Origin of the sequence: Candidatus Planktophila dulcis (assembly GCF_002288225.1) — a bacterium.
Taxonomy (GTDB): Bacteria; Actinomycetota; Actinomycetes; order Nanopelagicales; family Nanopelagicaceae; genus Planktophila; species Planktophila dulcis.
Map to the genome: position 1 here is coordinate 728,018 of NZ_CP016777.1, position 15,045 is coordinate 743,062.

Below are 15,045 nucleotides of genomic sequence, written 5' to 3' on the forward strand. Positions count from 1 at the left end.
CTACACCTGTTGGCGCTTAGCCACAGTCGCAGTAATTTCAGCGATTGCTTCCGCTATTGGAATGCCATTTTTCTGATCGCCATTGCGATAACGGAATGAGACAGCACCTGCCTGCATATCCTCTTCTCCAGCAATGATCATGTATGGAATCTTCTGCATCTGCGCATTGCGCACCTTCTTCTGCATGCGATCATCGGATGCATCTAGTTCTGCGCGAATACCTGCAGATTTCATCTGCTTAACGACACCCTCTAAGTAATCAGTGAAAGCTTCAGCAACAGGAATAGCCATTACTTGAACGGGGGCAAGCCATGGAGGGAATGCTCCTGAATAGTGTTCTGTGAGGACTCCAAAGAATCGTTCAATAGAACCAAAGAGTGCGCGGTGAATCATCACTGGGCGCTGGCGAGAGCCATCTGCTGCAGCAAACTCAAGTTCAAATCGCTGTGGAAGTTGGAAGTCGACTTGGATTGTAGACATCTGCCATGTGCGACCAATGGCATCTTTTGCCTGCACAGAGATCTTTGGACCGTAGAAGGCAGCTCCACCTTCATCTAGGACGAGCTCGAGATTCTGAGCAACGGCTGCAGTGCGAAGGGCTTCTGTTGCCTCTTTCCAATCAGCATCTTCTCCGACAGATTTCTCTGGGTTACGTGTGGAAAGTTCGAGATAGAAATCTTCAAGACCATAGTCACGAAGGAGATTGAGCACGAATGTCAGAAGTGAATCGAGCTCACCGGCCATCTGCTCTTTAGTGCAATAGATATGTGCATCATCTTGCGTAAAGCCTCGTGCGCGTGTGATGCCGTGAAGAACACCAGATTTCTCATAGCGATAGACAGTTCCAAATTCAAAGAGGCGCAGTGGTAGCTCACGGTAGGAACGCTGGCGTGACTGGAAAATCAGATTGTGGAAGGGGCAGTTCATAGGCTTCATGTAGTACTGCTGGCCTGCTCGCTTAATGGTTCCATCGGCATGGAGCTCTTCATCCATGATCATCGGTGGATACATACCTTCTGAGTACCAATCCAAGTGGCCAGACTTTTCAAAGAGCGCAGCTTTTGTTAGATGAGGCGAGTAAACGAATTCATATTCTTCTTCTTCATGGCGCTTGCGTGAGTAATCCTCCATCGCACGGCGAATGATTCCGCCTTTGGGGTGAAAGACCGCAAGACCTGAACCAATCTCCTCAGGAAAAGAGAAGAGATCAAGCTCTTGGCCAAGGCGTCTGTGATCTCGCTTTTCTGCTTCTGCTAGAAGTTCAAGGTGCGCATCAAGCTCTGCTTGTGAAGGCCATGCTGTTCCATAAATACGTTGCAGCATTGGATTCTTCTCAGAACCTCGCCAATATGCAGCAGCACTTCTCATCAACTTAAAGGCGGGAATATGTTTAGTTGAAGGCAAATGTGGTCCACGACAGAGATCTGACCAGACTGGCTGGCCATCGCGACCTAAATTGTCATAAATGGTTAACTCAGTACCGCCTACTTCAACGCTTGTCTCATCTGTGCCGCCACCCTTAATGCCGATGAGTTCGCACTTATATGGCTCGTGAGCGAGTTCCTTGAGTGCGTCTTTCTCAGTTGTAATACGGCGCTTAAATCTCTGGCCATCCTTAACAATCTTGCGCATCGCACTTTCAATCTTTTCCAGATCATCTGGATTAAAAGGATTCTGTGGATCAAAGTCGTAGTAGAAACCATCGGTAATCGGAGGACCAATACCTAGTCGAGTCTGTGCAAAGAGTTGTTGCACAGCTTGCGCCATCACGTGCGCAGTTGAGTGTCGCAGAACTGCAAGTCCATCAGGTGATGAGATAGAAACACTTTCGATGACATCGCCCTCAACAAGGTCAGTCCACAGATCTTTAAGAACACCATTTATCTTGCAGACGACAATTTCTTTGGAATCAGCAAAGAGTTGGGTCGGCTTCTGATCACCCTCGATGCTGCGAGCAGCACCATCGACGGTCACCGAGATTATGGACATGGGGGTTAGCCTACCGAAACCGGTTGTGAGTGTGAGCGAATTTGCTCCTCTAAGTCGCGTGAAGCATCACCTATCTTCAATTTCATATCCCCAATGTGTGAGATTGGCTGTGCAATGCGAAGACTTGAGAGCATAAATGCAGATTCCACCTCTGGTATTTCAGAGATGTGGATGGGACGAACCTTCACCCCACACTCCTCAATAGCAATCGCTCTCACAACACCCGGCAAAATCCCTGCGGTAATGGGTGGCGTCACCCATTGATCTGCAATCAGGAAAGCTAGATTCGCTGTTGCAGTCTCAGTAATCTCATTCTTATCGTTAAAGAGTACGCAATCGTTATAGCCCTCATCATTTGCAGCCTCAATCAACGCAAAACGATCGTCATAAGGAAACATCTTATGAATAGATCCAATGACGGTCTGGCTATAGAAATTCAACCGCGCAGGTTCAGTGTTTTCTGCGTATGAGTCATGAGTTATGTGAAAGAGATTCTGACCCAGACAAATACGTAGGCGACCAATCGCGTGAGGGTTTTCTGAGAGGGTTCTGATCACTTCACTGCGGATGAACTCCTCCGATGGAATTCCAATACCTAACTCCAGAGCTGATTCCACAGCTCGGCGCATGTGGCGGCCCAGCGCAATGGGTGCGCCATCAACTGTCTTGATGGTTTCGAAGATTCCTGATGATTTCGGGAAGCCATAGCTATCAAGATCAATGGCTGTCATAGCTCTCCCCCTGCAATTGAAATCAGATGACGAGCCTTGAGCTGCGTCTCTTCCCACTCTGCAGCAGGATTACTACCCCACGTAATTCCAGCACCCGTCCCATATCGAAGTACCGAATCACCCGTTGTCCAGAAAGTTCGAATAGCAACCGATAGCTCAGCGCGGTCACCGTGAATCCAGCCTAGCGTTCCACAATAGGGACCACGCACTCCTTCGTTCTCACCGATTATCGACAGAGCAGAACTCTTTGGTGCACCACTTACCGATCCTGGTGCCATCACTGCTGTAAAAATCTCACTCCAGGAAATTCCTTCGCGCAATTTCCCACTCACATCAGAAACGAGGTGGGTAATTCCAGGGTGCTTTTCATGTCTAAAAAGTTCACTGACTTCAACAGAACCTGTCTCGCAGATGCGGCCTAGGTCATTGCGCATCAAATCAACAATCATCAGATTTTCAGCCTTGTCTTTATCGCCGAATACATCCTCTTTCTGCGTGATCGTTCCTTTGATGGGAGATGTGAGTATTCCTGACCCGTTCCTGCTTAAGAAGCGTTCAGGTGAAGCCGAAGCAATTTCGAGATCCTCTACTTTGAGATAACAGGCGAACTCTGCAGGATTTCGTTTGAGTAATTCAGAGAAGAGGCCCGTCAATGATGGATGGTCCTTTAAATCATGGCTCAGCTGCCTACATGCATTTACTTGATAGACACCACCTGCAGCAATGATGTGGCGAATGGCAGATACATATGAAATGTACTGAATCTGACTTTGGGAGCTGATCCATTGCGCATCTAATGGTTTCCAAGAAGCGGATGGAAAATCTGAGTGCGCTACATCTGCAAAGCGCGCAAAAGTTGCTTTACCTTCAAAGGAGATTGAGACTGCCCAGAAAGATCCATCATCTAAACGGGATGCATCATCAGTTACTTCAATGAGATTGGTTGCATGAGTGCCACCCATCCACATATGCGAAACCTGAGTAAACATGGGGCAAGGCTACGCATATAGATAGCGAGAAAGCCCAATAGAAATCTACGCTTTGGCACTTACGCCCGCTCTGCGCTAGATTTGCCCCTGCACAAAAATGCGGACGTAGCGCAGCTGGTAGCGCGGAACCTTGCCAAGGTTCAGGTCGCGGGTTCGAACCCCGTCGTCCGCTCGGATTAACCGCCGCTTCGAATTTAATTTCAGGTGGCGGTTTGTCTATGGTCGGATGGCCGAGAGGCGAGGCAAGGGACTGCAAATCCCTCTACACGGGTTCAAATCCCGTTCCGACCTCCATTGCTTCTCTCGCAAGAGAGATGAAATGGTTGAGCACTACAATTTCAGAACTACAACTTCATATACCTAGGACGATTGGCTCAGCGGTAGAGCACCACATTGACATTGTGGGGGTCACTGGTTCGATCCCAGTATCGTCCACACAAAAGTGTGAAAGAAATGATCTTACAATTCATGCGTGAATTAGCTTAAGAATCATTGACCGATGCCAGAGATTAAGAATAGATTCTTCTGATTCGAAGGGAGGATCCATGATTTTCCGCCGCAGAGCAGATGAAGACTTCGGTAGGTTCGAACGGGCATTCAGGACTGTCTCGCCAGGTTACAAGGGAGCTATTCGGAGTTGGTTGAGAAGAATGTCTTACCGAATCGGAATCAAGGACGGACGAGACGTCATGAGGGTTTCTCACGATCCAACGGTTCGGTGCTTGGGGTGTGGATGGAAGTATGACTTCAACAGTTCATCACTCTGTCCTGTATGTAGTTCAGACCGGTCCCGGCTTTTAGTTAATGAAGACCCATATTCAAAACCTTGGAATCTTCTTTTCTACACATGTCTAGGATTCGCTCTTTGGGCCTGGGGAATAATCTACTTTTGAAAATAGAAAACCCACCGCCACGTCAGTGACGGTGGGTTTTCCTATTCCCTTTTTTAGGAAGCTTTACCTGACGCCTTATTGAGTGCGCGCAGTACCTGATATCCGACGACTGCAACGAGAGTTCCGTTGACAATGCCACCGAATGAATAATCGCCACTCTTCCATGTCATATCGGCGATGCCGATAATCAATGTGGTTGCAGCGATGAGGAGGTTAGTTGAATCTCCGAAGTTGACCTTATTTTCGATCCAAATCTTTGCACCGAGAACACCGATCATTCCATAGAGAGCAACGCCGACTCCACCAAGGACACCTGCTGGAGTTGCGCTCAGTACTGCACCGAACTTAGGGCAGAGGGATAACAGAATTGCTCCAAGACCTGCAACCCAATATGCAGCAGTTGAGTAGATGCGAGTGGCAGCCATGACGCCAATGTTTTCAGCGTATGTCGTCGTACCCGATCCGCCACCTGCACCTGCAAGTGTTGTTGCAACGCCATCAGCAAAGAGCGCGTTACCCATCTGACCATCTAGATCTTTTCCGGTCATTGCAGCAACTGCCTTAACATGACCCACATTCTCTGCAATCAGGACAAGAACTACGGGCAGGAAGAGCAGGATTGCATTGGTATCAAATGATGGGGAGGTAAAGGTTGGAAGTGCGAACCACTTTGCAGCCTTGACGCCATCGAAGTTGATGTCTCCTTGAGTTGCCGCAAATGCGTAACCCACAATGATTCCGCCGAAGATACTGATGCGACCCAAGAATCCCTTGGAAACCGCGCCAATAATTGCAACTGCAGCCAATGTAATGATTGCTGTAACTGGAGCAGCCTTGAAGTTGTTATTGGCAGCGCCAGCAAGGTTAAGACCAATAATCATGACGATTGAGCCAGTCACGATAGGAGGAAGCAGCCAATTAACCCAGCCAATTCCAATTGCATTGATAAGAAGTCCAACAAGAGCCAGGATCACACCTGTCACAAGAACTCCACCGAGAGCTACAGCCATTCCGCCACTTGCCTGTGCTGCAGCAATAGGTGCAAGGAATGCAAACGATGATCCAAGGTAGCTTGGAACCATATTCTTGGTCAGAGCAAGGAAGATAAGAGTTCCAAGGCCTGAGAAGAAGAGAGTTGTGCTTGGTGGGAATCCCGTAATGATTGGGACTAAGAATGTGGCACCGAACATTGCGGCGATGTGCTGAACACCAACGCCAATAGTCAGAGGCCATGCAAGACGTTCGTCTGGTTTTACTACTTCACCATCTTTAATTGACTTTCCATTGCCATGCAGATTCCAAGATAGAAGCGACATTGCTTTCCTTCCGCTCATGAAAACGAGAAGCGACGGGTATCGCTTCTGGGGGAAGGTTCACCACAAGGGTAAATCTCTACCCTTTAGTAATTGAGACAACACACCCCTTCGATGGAGTACTTTTACGGGGTGATTGCGCTCATTACAGGTTTTTTTACTGGTTTATCCCTCATCGTTGCAATCGGTGCTCAAAATGCCTTCGTCATTAAACAGGGACTGCTACGAAGCCATGTAACCCTGGTTGTTTTCGTCTGTGCAATATCAGATGCTCTTCTAATCATTGTGGGAACTGGAGGACTTGGCAGGATCATCCAATCAAAACCTGATCTGCTTAATATCATCCGTTGGTTTGGCGTCATATACCTCACCTGGTTTGGTATAAAAAGTGTGCGCGCGGCTTTTCGCAATGAAACACTCACAGCATCTGATAAGTCAGCCGAATCGTGGAAGAAGGTGCTTGTCACTGTCTTGGCAATGACCTACCTCAACCCACATGTTTATCTGGATACAGTGATTTTTGTTGGAAGTCTTGCTAATCAATTTGAATCCCAACGTTGGTACTTCGCACTTGGCGCCTGCATCGCAAGCGGAGTCTGGTTCTCAGCTATCGGCTATGGAGCTCGATCTGCTTCGCACTTGATGTCAAAACCAATATTTTGGAGAATTCTCGAAAGCGTAATAGCAGCGATTATGTTCACCCTCGCAATAACACTTGCCTTCTATAAGTTTAGTTAGAACTTTTCCGGCTCAGATAAAGAATTCCGCTGGACACAATCGCTATTCCTAGATAACTCTGAAGAGTGAGTTTCTCACCAATAACTACTGCTGCAAGGATTGTGGCAGTTGCCGGCTCTGCAAGGACAACGGTTGCAGCAAGACTTGATTCGATTCTCTTGAGTCCATACATAAAGAGCACATATCCAATAGATGTGGTGATGAGGCCCAGCCATAGGACAGTGAGAAAACCCTTTGAGGTAAGAATCCATTCTGGGTTTTGGGTAAAGAGGAATGGAGAACTGACAAGTGCTGCTACTCCGAAAGTCGTCGCAGTCAGCCACATATCTTGAGCTCCCCGTGCAAGTGAGCGTCTGCAGACCACGTTAAACACAGCAAAACCAAATCCTGCAAGAACGGCAAGTGCCACTCCCTTGCCATTGAAAGAGGCAACCCCATTTGTAGTTCCAACCAGAACTATGCCAAGGATTGTGATGGAAGTTCCTAGATACCAATTCTTCTGCGGTTTCTCCCCCATGAGTAAATACGCGACTATCGCCGAAAGAGTCGGTGCTGCCCCTAGTGCGGTAACAGTCGCAATTGCAATACCGGTTGAGTGGACTGCACTAAAGAAGGTGAGCTGATACATCCCGATACCCACACCACAAATAATGAGATCGCGCGCAGGCATGCGGACTTGCCCGCGGCTATGACGTTGGAAGTATGCAAAGAAGAAGAGGAAGAGAGAGCCACAGATTAATCTGGCTGAAGCAACTGCCACAGGTGATATATCTGGAACGCCGAGTTGCTGCGTGGTTCCTGTGGTTCCGAAACAGAGAGCAGCTCCCAATACAGCAAAAATTCCTGCTCTCTGCTTGGTAGTACTCATTAGGCGATGATACTCGTATGATGCGCGCATGACCTTTCGCGCCGTGAAACCAATTGATGCAACTTCGTATGGAATTGATATTCCAGAGAACAGTAAAAACGAAGTTGATTCCTTCATCGCTGCGGCCGCACTTGCTGCTCCCGCACTAGCTCAGCAATCTCCTAAGGAACGTGCACAGTTACTTCGCGAAATCGCAACGCAGATCGAAGCATCGCGCGCCGCTCTCATTGAATCAGCGTGTGCCGAAACAGCTCTGCCTGAAGCACGTATTGCAGGCGAAATCACTCGCACTACAGTCCAATTTGAACTTTTCGCTCGTTTAGTTGAAAGCGGTAAACACCTCGGAGTTGTAATTGATAAGGCAGATCCTAATTACTCCCCCGCACCACGACCTGATCTTCGCAAGATGAATGCGCCACTCGGCGTCGTTGCAATCTTTGCTGCAAGTAACTTCCCGTTGGCATTTTCTGTAGCAGGAGGCGATGCCGCATCTGCTATCGCATCTGGAAATGCTGTCGTTGCAAAAGCGCACCCATCACATCCCAATACATGCGCAATCGTTGAAAAGGCGATCAAGGCAGCACTTGCCAAGTGCAAGCTTTCACAAGACTCCTATGCGATCGTGCAAGGCACTGATCCTCAGATAACACATTGGCTTGCCCTGCACCCAGCTGTTAAGGCAATTGGCTTTACAGGATCTGAAATCGTCGGACGTATCCTTGTTGATTTAGCAGCTACTCGCCCTGAACCCATTCCTGTCTATGCGGAAATGGGAAGTTTGAATCCAATCTTTGTCACAAGTTCTGCAATCGCTGATCGATCAGAAGCCCTTGCTAAAGGAATCGTTGACTCAGCTCTCATGGGCTCAGGTCAGTTCTGCACCAAGCCTGGATTAATCTTTGCTCCGAACAACTCTGAATTCATTGCAACTGTTAAGTCACACCTTGCGACTTTGGCCGTTGCACCGCTACTGAGCAAATCGATTGCTGAGCGATACTCCAAGGCAATCAGTCATCTTGCATCACAGGCAAAGCTTGAAGTGGCATCAGGTATTTCCACCGAACAAGGGTTCGGCGTAACTCCTACTGTCTTTATTACTGATTGGGCTACCGCTTCGCAAAACCCAGAACTGCTCGAAGAACACTTTGGTCCAACGACAGTCATCATCACTTGTAAGGAAGAAGAGTTTCTGGCAATTGCAACCTCTCTTAAGGGTCAACTCACTGCAACTATTCAAGGCACAGATGCAGATAAGCCTGAGTCACTTCTTGCACTTCTTGCACAGAAAGCTGGACGTGTTATCTGGAATGGCTTTCCCACAGGAGTTGCTGTCACAACAGCGATGAACCATGGCGGACCTTGGCCTGCTTCTTCATCGCACACAACGTCAGTGGGAACTGATGCGATCTATCGCTTTATGCGCCCTGTCGCCTACCAAGGATTTTCTCAAACAGTTCTACCCACGGCTTTGCAAGATTCCAATCCCTGGTCTGTTCCACAAAGTATTAACTAAACAATAAATCCGTTCGGAAATGGATCGTTCTCATCGAGCGTCCAGGTGGCTTCGCCCATAACCCAAGCCCGTCCTGTAATCATCGGAATAATGGCATCAAAATTTCCTACATTGGTGCGCTCTTTAATCCGCCCTTCAAAGTGTGAACCAATCCATGATTCGCTATTGAGAACATCGCCCTCTTTAAATTCTCCTCGCGCAACCATTTGAGCAAGTCGAGCACTGGTTCCCGTTCCGCAGGGTGATCGATCAAACCAACCAGGATGAATAGACATTGCATTTCTCCAATGCAAAGGACCCTCGCTACCTGGTGAGATGAAGTCGATGTGATGACAAATTGCGATATCTGGATTTTCAGGATGTACGGGACGGTTCTGTTCATTGATCGCATCAGAGATGAGAAGTCCGTAATCAAGAAACTTCTGTCCATTTTCGTGCTTGAACTCAAGTCCTACGCGTTCAACGGGAACGATGGCGTAGAAGTTTCCGCCATATGCCATGTCATAAGTGATCTTTCCTAAACCCGGAACATCAACGACTTGGTCGAGTGCATAAGAAAATGATGGAACATTGGTCATCGTGACATTCTTTGCCCGACCATTTTCGACAGCAACATCGACCACAACTAAACCTGCAGGAGTATCAAGGCGGATTGTTGTCACTGGTTCAACGACCGTGACTAACTTCTTCTCAACAAGAGCTGTTGCAACCCCGATGGTTCCGTGTCCACACATGGGTAAACACCCAGAGACCTCTATATAAACAACACCCCAATCAGCATCGGGACGAGTTGGCTTCTGCAAGATCGCACCACTCATGGCGCTATGACCACGTGGTTCATACATCAGCCACTGGCGGAAGTAATCCATATGCTCCATGAAGTGAAGGCGCTTATCGAACATCGTCGCACCTGGAATCTCACCGATTCCTGAAGTCACCACGCGAGTGGGCATACCTTCGGTATGAGTCTCAACCGTTGTGACAGTGCGGATACTCTTCATAGGAATTCTTAGCGATTCTTAAAGTATGCCAGCGCAACATCCATCTCACGATGAATCTGCTCTTGTTCATGCTTGGGAAGAGGCAAACGTGGAAGACGTGTAGGACCGCCATAGCGACCTACGTGATCCATGCCTAACTTGATTGCTTGAATGAACTCTTTCTTAGAATCCCAATGAAAGACATCGTGAAGGGCTGCATACATCGGCGCTGCCTCTTTGAAGTTTCCTGATGTGGCAAGGTTGTAGAGCTCCATGGATTCCTTAGGAAGTGCGTTTGGAAATCCTGCAATCCATCCAGCAACTCCTGCAGTAGAAAGCTCAAGGAAGACGTCATCTGCTCCGACAATGACTTCAATGCGCGGTGCCAAGCTCTTGATCTGCCAGATACGGCGGACATCGCCAGAGAATTCCTTAATCGCAACAACGTTGGGTACTTCTTGCGCAATACGAGCAACAAGCTTGGGAGTCAGATCTACCTTGGTATCAAAGGGGTTGTTATAGGCGATGATGGGAATGCCCACTCTGGCAACTTCTTTGTAATGAGCAACCACTTCATCATCAGATGCACGGTAAGCATTAGGTGGAAGGAGCATGACCGCGCCCGCTCCAGCTTTCTGTGCGTGCTCTGCCCACTTACGTGATTCCGCCGCACCATATGCAGCTACTCCTGGAACAACGTTAAAGCCTTTAGGTGCTGCAGCAACTGCAACTTCGACCATCTTCGCTCGCTCTTCAGCGGTAAGTACTTGGTACTCCCCTAGCGAACCATTTGGAATCACACCATGAGTTCCATTGGCAGCAAGCCATGCAACATGCTCTGCATATTTGTCATAGTCAACTGCAAGATCGGATGTGAAGGGGGTCGCTGTGGCTGTTAAAACGCCATTCCATGGGTTAGTCATGTCGCACAAGGTATCTCGTTCTCTTACTTTTTTCCATCTCCCAATAGTCCAAGTGCAATAGGAGCTGCGATAGGTCTATTACTTGAAGCGATGCGCTCTTCATCAGTGACTGAACATTTGGTCAAGCCAGCAACAATCTCTGACACATTGCGAGAGCAGATACGTCCTTGGCACAATCCCATACCAGCGCGAGTAAATAATTTCGCTGTCCGAGAATCTTCAGCTCCTAATTCAGCAACTGATTCTTCAATCTCACTCAGTGACACTTCTTCGCAGCGACAGATGGTGGTTGATTTTTCAGCCCACGATCTCCAGCCATCCTTGACGGGATAACTGCGCTTGAGTGCATCAGCAAATACCTGTTTCCTAAAGCGTGCAAAGCGAAGGTGCGAGGAAATCTTCTGACTCGAGGCTGAAAGACCTGCAATCTCACCTTCCAAAAGTGAGAGATCTGCTCCACCAATACCTGTTGCTTCCCCAGCAATCCAGACATTCTTCTGCGAACTCAGCTGATCACCATCGACTTCAAAGATTGTTGTCCCATCAACATCCACGCGCTCTTTGCATCCCACAATTCCACCCAGTGTGAGATCTGGCGAAAATCCCCATCCCACTGCAACGACATCGACTTCGAAAGTTTGTGCTCTGTTGCTCTTCAGTGCAAAAGATGAATTAACGGAAGTGATGGTCACCTGACCCTTATCAAATCGGGAGACTACCCGGCCGAAACGGGGTGCTATTCGATACTGGCGAATAAGGCCCGCGTAATAAATCAATTCAGCAAACTTAGACACATTGAGTAACAACGCCTGCGGAGAGAGCAACCATCGCATTGGGCTATGTGCTTCATAGAGTCCAACTACCTTTGCACCAGCTTGTGCAAGTCCGGTTGCAACAGGAAGTAAGAATGGTCCAGTACCCGCAACAACAATTGACTGACCAGCTAAAACCCCATGGCCCTTAAGTAGAGCTTGCGCAGCACCAGGCGTCATAGAGCCTGGTAAATCCCATCCAGGAAATGGAAGCGAACGATCATATGCACCGGTTGCAAGAATCAACTTCTCTGCAGTGAGTGAACTCTCTGAACCACCTTGCAAGTAATTGACACGGATGAGATCGCCATCTCTTTCTATGCTCCACACGGTTGCTTCCGAGATATAGGTAATTGATGCTGCGCCTTTAACTTTGGCAAAGAGAAGATCTGCTCGATTGCTGCGATATCCCGTCACTGTTGAGCGATGACGCCAATATTGACCACCGAGACGAGATGCAGAATCAATGAGCGCAACTTCGCTGCCATTACGCGCTGCTGCCTCTGCAGCGGCAAGGCCTGCAGGACCTGCACCAATCACAATAATCATGAGGAGCTCTCAATATTCATATCTGCCTTAGCCTCAATCAGGCATGAACGCTGATTAGCAACACCATCAACGACCACAACGCAGTCAAAGCAAATTCCAATTCCACAGAATATCGAGCGGGGTTCTTCACCAAATCTAGTTTTTCGCAAGGCAAGAGTTCCTGAGTTGATTACTGCTGCAGCAATGCTCTGACCCTCTTCGCACTGGACTGCGACTCCGTTAAATGTGAATGAGATTTGCTTACTCATAGCGATACCGTCGCAAATCGGTGCGGTGAAAACGGTGATCCATCCATGAATGACCCTCTGCCAAGGATTGCATCAGTGATGAGCGCTGCAGATCCCGGAGCTAAGCCAATACCTGCGCCTTCATGTCCTGCTGAGTGCCACAGGCCTCGAACCTTTGAATCTTCACCAATGACGGGCAGATGATCTGGCGCATACGGTCTAAAGCCACGATAAGCGCGAAGCAATTGCACATCGCGCAAAACAGGAAAGAGAGATGTTGCTTGCGCTGCAAGTCGGCGCAAAATCTCGTAATTCATGGAACCATCAAAGCCAATACGTTCACGGCTTGCGCCAATAAGAATTGTTCCACTACGCGTTCCTTCAACAACAGTACTTGTCTGCAAATCTGCATCGCTACTTGCCACATTTGTTACATAATCTGAGTCATAGACTTTATGAAAGACATACTTCTTTGTTGGCTCTGTCACCAGAATGAATCCTTTGCGCGGTGCAATCGGCAGGTGTGAGCCTGCCATCTCCGCTAACTCCCCTGCCCATGTGCCTGTCGCATTGACGATGATCGGGGCTTTGAAGATTCCTTTCGAAGTTTCAATTCCAGCAACAGCGCCGTTCTCAACAACGATGCGCGTGACCTTTGCCTGTGAAATAAATGCACCACCGCGAGCAATCACAGTGCGAATGACCTGAGCTGCCGCCAACATCGGCTGGCATTGCGCATCTTGCGGGTAGAAAACGCCTGAGTGAAAATCTGGATGAAGATAAGGCTCAAGCTCATGTAGGGATGATTGATTTAACTTCTGGGTCGTCACTCCATGCTGCGATTGTTCTGCTGCAAGTTTCAACAGTGGGCCATCATCATGACGGGCAACAACTACGCCACCTTTAGCCTCTAACTCAAAGCTATCGCCAACATCCTCTTGCATCTCAAACCACAAATCACGTGAGCGCAGAGCGAGCGTCAACTCCGGTCCTGGATCCTTATCTGAAACAAGAATATTTCCTTCACCAGCTCCTGTAGTTCCACTGGAGACGGCTCCGCGATCGATTACTAAGACTTTCAACCCTGCGTTAGTCAGAGATAGCGCAGATGATGCTCCGACAATTCCTGCGCCAATAACAATCGCGTCAGGACTTTGCATGTGAGAAGTGTGCTCTACTTCGTAATCTGTTGCAGAACTTCACGAAGATCTGCGTCATCAGCCGGTGCAATATCCCATGGCTTATGCAGGCCATCATCCTTCCAGCGAGGGATAACATGCATATGAAGGTGAAGGACGGTCTGCCATCCGGCTTCCCGACTCATCTGGAAAACAGTGGTTCCTTCAGATCCCAACTTGGCGGCAAGCAGGTCCGCAACATCTTTGGCGGCAGCAGCAACCTTTGAATATGTGAGGGCGTCGGCTTCGTGAATATCTCTTACATGCTTCTTCGGAATCACCAATGTGTGACCACGACCTGCAGGGAAGATATCCAAAAATGCATAGCAATCATCGTTTTCAAAGACCTTATGTGAAGGAAGAGATCCTTCAACTATCTTGCAGAAGATGCACTCTGACATGGCGTCACTGTAGAGCGTTGATTCTTGCGCGCGCAATCTTCTGACTCGGTGATTCATGGCCCAGCATGTAAGAGAGAAAATCCAGCAGACCTTTGCTCACCTTGAGCCATATTCGAGAACGCGGTTTAAGACCAAGAACCGAAAGAAAGGGTTCATCGATGGTGGCAATAGCTGCATTGGCAAGTATTCGGTAGAAAACTAGGCCTCCTACGGAAAATGGTGGCTTGAGAATGAATCCCACTATGGGTGGTGTCATAGAGATCGTGACAACTTCGTTGCGTGCAAAGCTATCCATCACGGATGCAAGCTCTTGCTTAGACGTGGGAGCAGAGCTAAGTCCGAGTGGCTCAGCACTCTTTGCCCACTCATTTACGTAACGATCGGCACCTTGTGGCAATGCATAACCAAGTTCCTCGTGTGCACGCAGGAATGAATCAGTGAATGCGCAATGCACCCACAATAAATATCGTGGGTCACTTGCGCTATATCGCGCATGCTCACCACTCTTCTGCACGAAATTTCCTTTTACGCGTTTATGCATTTCACGCACTCGGCGGGCTTCAATTTCAATTGCCTCTGTTGAGCCAAAAGATGTGATGGTCAGCCAGCGCGTTGTGCGCTCAAGTCGACCTAAAGGATCTGTGTCATAGGCAGAGTGCTCGGCAACACCGGTCAAAGCTGCAGGATGTGCTGCTTGCATCAGCAATGCGCGAATCCCACCCACCAGCGTTGCAATACAACCATGCACCTGCCAGACAGCACTTTCTGGACCAAAGAGGCCAACATCATTTCCGATTGCCATCTGCTGCGACCACTCGGGAGCACCGCTTGCATCTCCTGAAACTATTTTGCGAAATGCATCAGCTGCTCTATTTCCGCCAAGAGCCCCAAGTACTTTATTCACGGATGTAATTCTAGAGAAGTATTGCTATCGTGCAATT

General features: G+C 48.5%; 14 protein-coding genes and 3 tRNA genes. 5 read left to right on the forward strand and 12 right to left on the reverse strand.

The window, feature by feature from the left end:
* Genes thrS through A1sIIA65_RS03695 form a run of 3 tightly spaced genes read right to left on the reverse strand, consistent with a single transcriptional unit; the run spans position 1 to position 3,709 of the window.
* Positions 1-1,989, reverse strand: coding sequence for a threonine--tRNA ligase (gene thrS, locus A1sIIA65_RS03685; protein ID WP_095676234.1), 1,989 nt, complete (start codon positions 1,987-1,989; stop codon positions 1-3).
* A 5-nt stretch (positions 1,990-1,994) separates the two neighbouring features.
* Positions 1,995-2,720 carry an aminotransferase class IV gene (locus tag A1sIIA65_RS03690; RefSeq protein WP_095676235.1) on the reverse strand — a complete coding sequence of 242 codons (726 nt, stop codon included), beginning with the start codon at positions 2,718-2,720 and terminating at the stop codon, positions 1,995-1,997.
* Entirely contained in the window at positions 2,717-3,709 is a 993-nt protein-coding gene (locus tag A1sIIA65_RS03695) for a chorismate-binding protein (RefSeq protein ID WP_223298493.1), read from the reverse strand. The genes A1sIIA65_RS03690 and A1sIIA65_RS03695 overlap by 4 nt, the downstream gene beginning before the upstream one ends.
* 99 nt (positions 3,710-3,808) lie before the next feature.
* On the opposite strand from A1sIIA65_RS03695, the gene A1sIIA65_RS03700 reads away from it, so the two are divergent.
* The 3 genes from A1sIIA65_RS03700 (at position 3,809) to A1sIIA65_RS03710 (ending at position 4,144) form a co-directional block, all read left to right on the forward strand.
* A tRNA-Gly gene (locus A1sIIA65_RS03700) sits at positions 3,809-3,881 on the forward strand.
* A 48-nt stretch (positions 3,882-3,929) separates the two neighbouring features.
* Positions 3,930-4,003 (forward strand) — tRNA-Cys (locus A1sIIA65_RS03705).
* Positions 4,004-4,072: 69 nt separating this feature from the next.
* Positions 4,073-4,144 (forward strand) — tRNA-Val (locus A1sIIA65_RS03710).
* Positions 4,145-4,655: 511 nt separating this feature from the next.
* Here the strand turns inward: A1sIIA65_RS03710 and A1sIIA65_RS03715 are convergent.
* The gene (locus A1sIIA65_RS03715; protein WP_095676236.1) at positions 4,656-5,918 is read right to left on the reverse strand and encodes a uracil-xanthine permease family protein; all 1,263 of its coding nucleotides are present in this window, start codon (positions 5,916-5,918) and stop codon (positions 4,656-4,658) included.
* Positions 5,919-6,047: 129 nt separating this feature from the next.
* Between A1sIIA65_RS03715 and A1sIIA65_RS03720 the strand changes: the two genes are divergently transcribed.
* On the forward strand, positions 6,048-6,653 hold the full coding sequence (locus tag A1sIIA65_RS03720) for a LysE/ArgO family amino acid transporter (RefSeq protein ID WP_223298494.1): 606 nt from the start codon (positions 6,048-6,050) through the stop codon (positions 6,651-6,653).
* Here the strand turns inward: A1sIIA65_RS03720 and A1sIIA65_RS03725 are convergent.
* Positions 6,646-7,521 (reverse strand): DMT family transporter, encoded by an 876-nt coding sequence (locus A1sIIA65_RS03725; protein WP_190277096.1) that lies wholly within the window; start codon positions 7,519-7,521, stop codon positions 6,646-6,648. The two genes, A1sIIA65_RS03720 and A1sIIA65_RS03725, sit on opposite strands and share 8 nt — an antisense overlap.
* Positions 7,522-7,549: 28 nt before the next feature.
* On the opposite strand from A1sIIA65_RS03725, the gene A1sIIA65_RS03730 reads away from it, so the two are divergent.
* Positions 7,550-9,034, forward strand: coding sequence for an aldehyde dehydrogenase (NADP(+)) (locus A1sIIA65_RS03730; protein ID WP_095676239.1), 1,485 nt, complete (start codon positions 7,550-7,552; stop codon positions 9,032-9,034).
* On the opposite strand, the gene A1sIIA65_RS03735 is transcribed toward A1sIIA65_RS03730, so the two are convergent.
* The 7 genes from A1sIIA65_RS03735 to A1sIIA65_RS03765 are packed head-to-tail and all read right to left on the reverse strand — an operon-like array spanning position 9,031 to position 15,008.
* Entirely contained in the window at positions 9,031-10,035 is a 1,005-nt protein-coding gene (locus A1sIIA65_RS03735) for a proline racemase family protein (RefSeq protein ID WP_095676240.1), read from the reverse strand. The two genes, A1sIIA65_RS03730 and A1sIIA65_RS03735, sit on opposite strands and share 4 nt — an antisense overlap.
* 8 nt (positions 10,036-10,043) lie before the next feature.
* Positions 10,044-10,937, reverse strand: a complete 894-nt coding sequence (locus A1sIIA65_RS03740; RefSeq protein WP_095676241.1) for a dihydrodipicolinate synthase family protein — start codon at positions 10,935-10,937, stop codon at positions 10,044-10,046.
* Positions 10,938-10,960: 23 nt separating this feature from the next.
* A complete protein-coding gene (locus A1sIIA65_RS03745; RefSeq protein WP_095676242.1) occupies positions 10,961-12,298 on the reverse strand; it encodes an FAD/NAD(P)-dependent oxidoreductase in 1,338 nt (445 codons plus the stop codon).
* Positions 12,295-12,546 (reverse strand): (2Fe-2S)-binding protein, encoded by a 252-nt coding sequence (locus A1sIIA65_RS03750; protein ID WP_095676243.1) that lies wholly within the window; start codon positions 12,544-12,546, stop codon positions 12,295-12,297. The genes A1sIIA65_RS03745 and A1sIIA65_RS03750 overlap by 4 nt, the downstream gene beginning before the upstream one ends.
* A complete protein-coding gene (locus A1sIIA65_RS03755) occupies positions 12,543-13,685 on the reverse strand; it encodes an NAD(P)/FAD-dependent oxidoreductase (RefSeq protein WP_095676244.1) in 1,143 nt (380 codons plus the stop codon). Before A1sIIA65_RS03755 ends, A1sIIA65_RS03750 begins: the two co-directional genes overlap by 4 nt.
* Before the next feature lie 14 nt (positions 13,686-13,699).
* A complete protein-coding gene (locus tag A1sIIA65_RS03760) occupies positions 13,700-14,104 on the reverse strand; it encodes an HIT family protein (RefSeq protein WP_095676245.1) in 405 nt (134 codons plus the stop codon).
* 4 nt (positions 14,105-14,108) lie between these two features.
* Complete coding sequence (locus A1sIIA65_RS03765; RefSeq protein ID WP_095676246.1) at positions 14,109-15,008, reverse strand: oxygenase MpaB family protein; 900 nt, start codon at positions 15,006-15,008, stop codon at positions 14,109-14,111.
* Positions 15,009-15,045: the final 37 nt, after the last annotated feature.

Coding starts and splice junctions, on each gene's coding strand:
- thrS (WP_095676234.1), bottom strand. CDS start 1,989: ATGTCCATAATCTCGGTGACCGTCGATGGTGCTGCTCGCAGCATCGAG.
- A1sIIA65_RS03750 (WP_095676243.1), bottom strand. CDS start 12,546: ATGAGTAAGCAAATCTCATTCACATTTAACGGAGTCGCAGTCCAGTGC.
- A1sIIA65_RS03695 (WP_223298493.1), bottom strand. CDS start 3,709: ATGTTTACTCAGGTTTCGCATATGTGGATGGGTGGCACTCATGCAACC.
- A1sIIA65_RS03735 (WP_095676240.1), bottom strand. CDS start 10,035: ATGAAGAGTATCCGCACTGTCACAACGGTTGAGACTCATACCGAAGGT.
- A1sIIA65_RS03740 (WP_095676241.1), bottom strand. CDS start 10,937: ATGACTAACCCATGGAATGGCGTTTTAACAGCCACAGCGACCCCCTTC.
- A1sIIA65_RS03730 (WP_095676239.1), top strand. CDS start 7,550: ATGACCTTTCGCGCCGTGAAACCAATTGATGCAACTTCGTATGGAATT.
- A1sIIA65_RS03725 (WP_190277096.1), bottom strand. CDS start 7,521: ATGAGTACTACCAAGCAGAGAGCAGGAATTTTTGCTGTATTGGGAGCT.
- A1sIIA65_RS03715 (WP_095676236.1), bottom strand. CDS start 5,918: ATGTCGCTTCTATCTTGGAATCTGCATGGCAATGGAAAGTCAATTAAA.
- A1sIIA65_RS03690 (WP_095676235.1), bottom strand. CDS start 2,720: ATGACAGCCATTGATCTTGATAGCTATGGCTTCCCGAAATCATCAGGA.
- A1sIIA65_RS03755 (WP_095676244.1), bottom strand. CDS start 13,685: ATGCAAAGTCCTGACGCGATTGTTATTGGCGCAGGAATTGTCGGAGCA.
- A1sIIA65_RS03745 (WP_095676242.1), bottom strand. CDS start 12,298: ATGATTATTGTGATTGGTGCAGGTCCTGCAGGCCTTGCCGCTGCAGAG.
- A1sIIA65_RS03760 (WP_095676245.1), bottom strand. CDS start 14,104: ATGTCAGAGTGCATCTTCTGCAAGATAGTTGAAGGATCTCTTCCTTCA.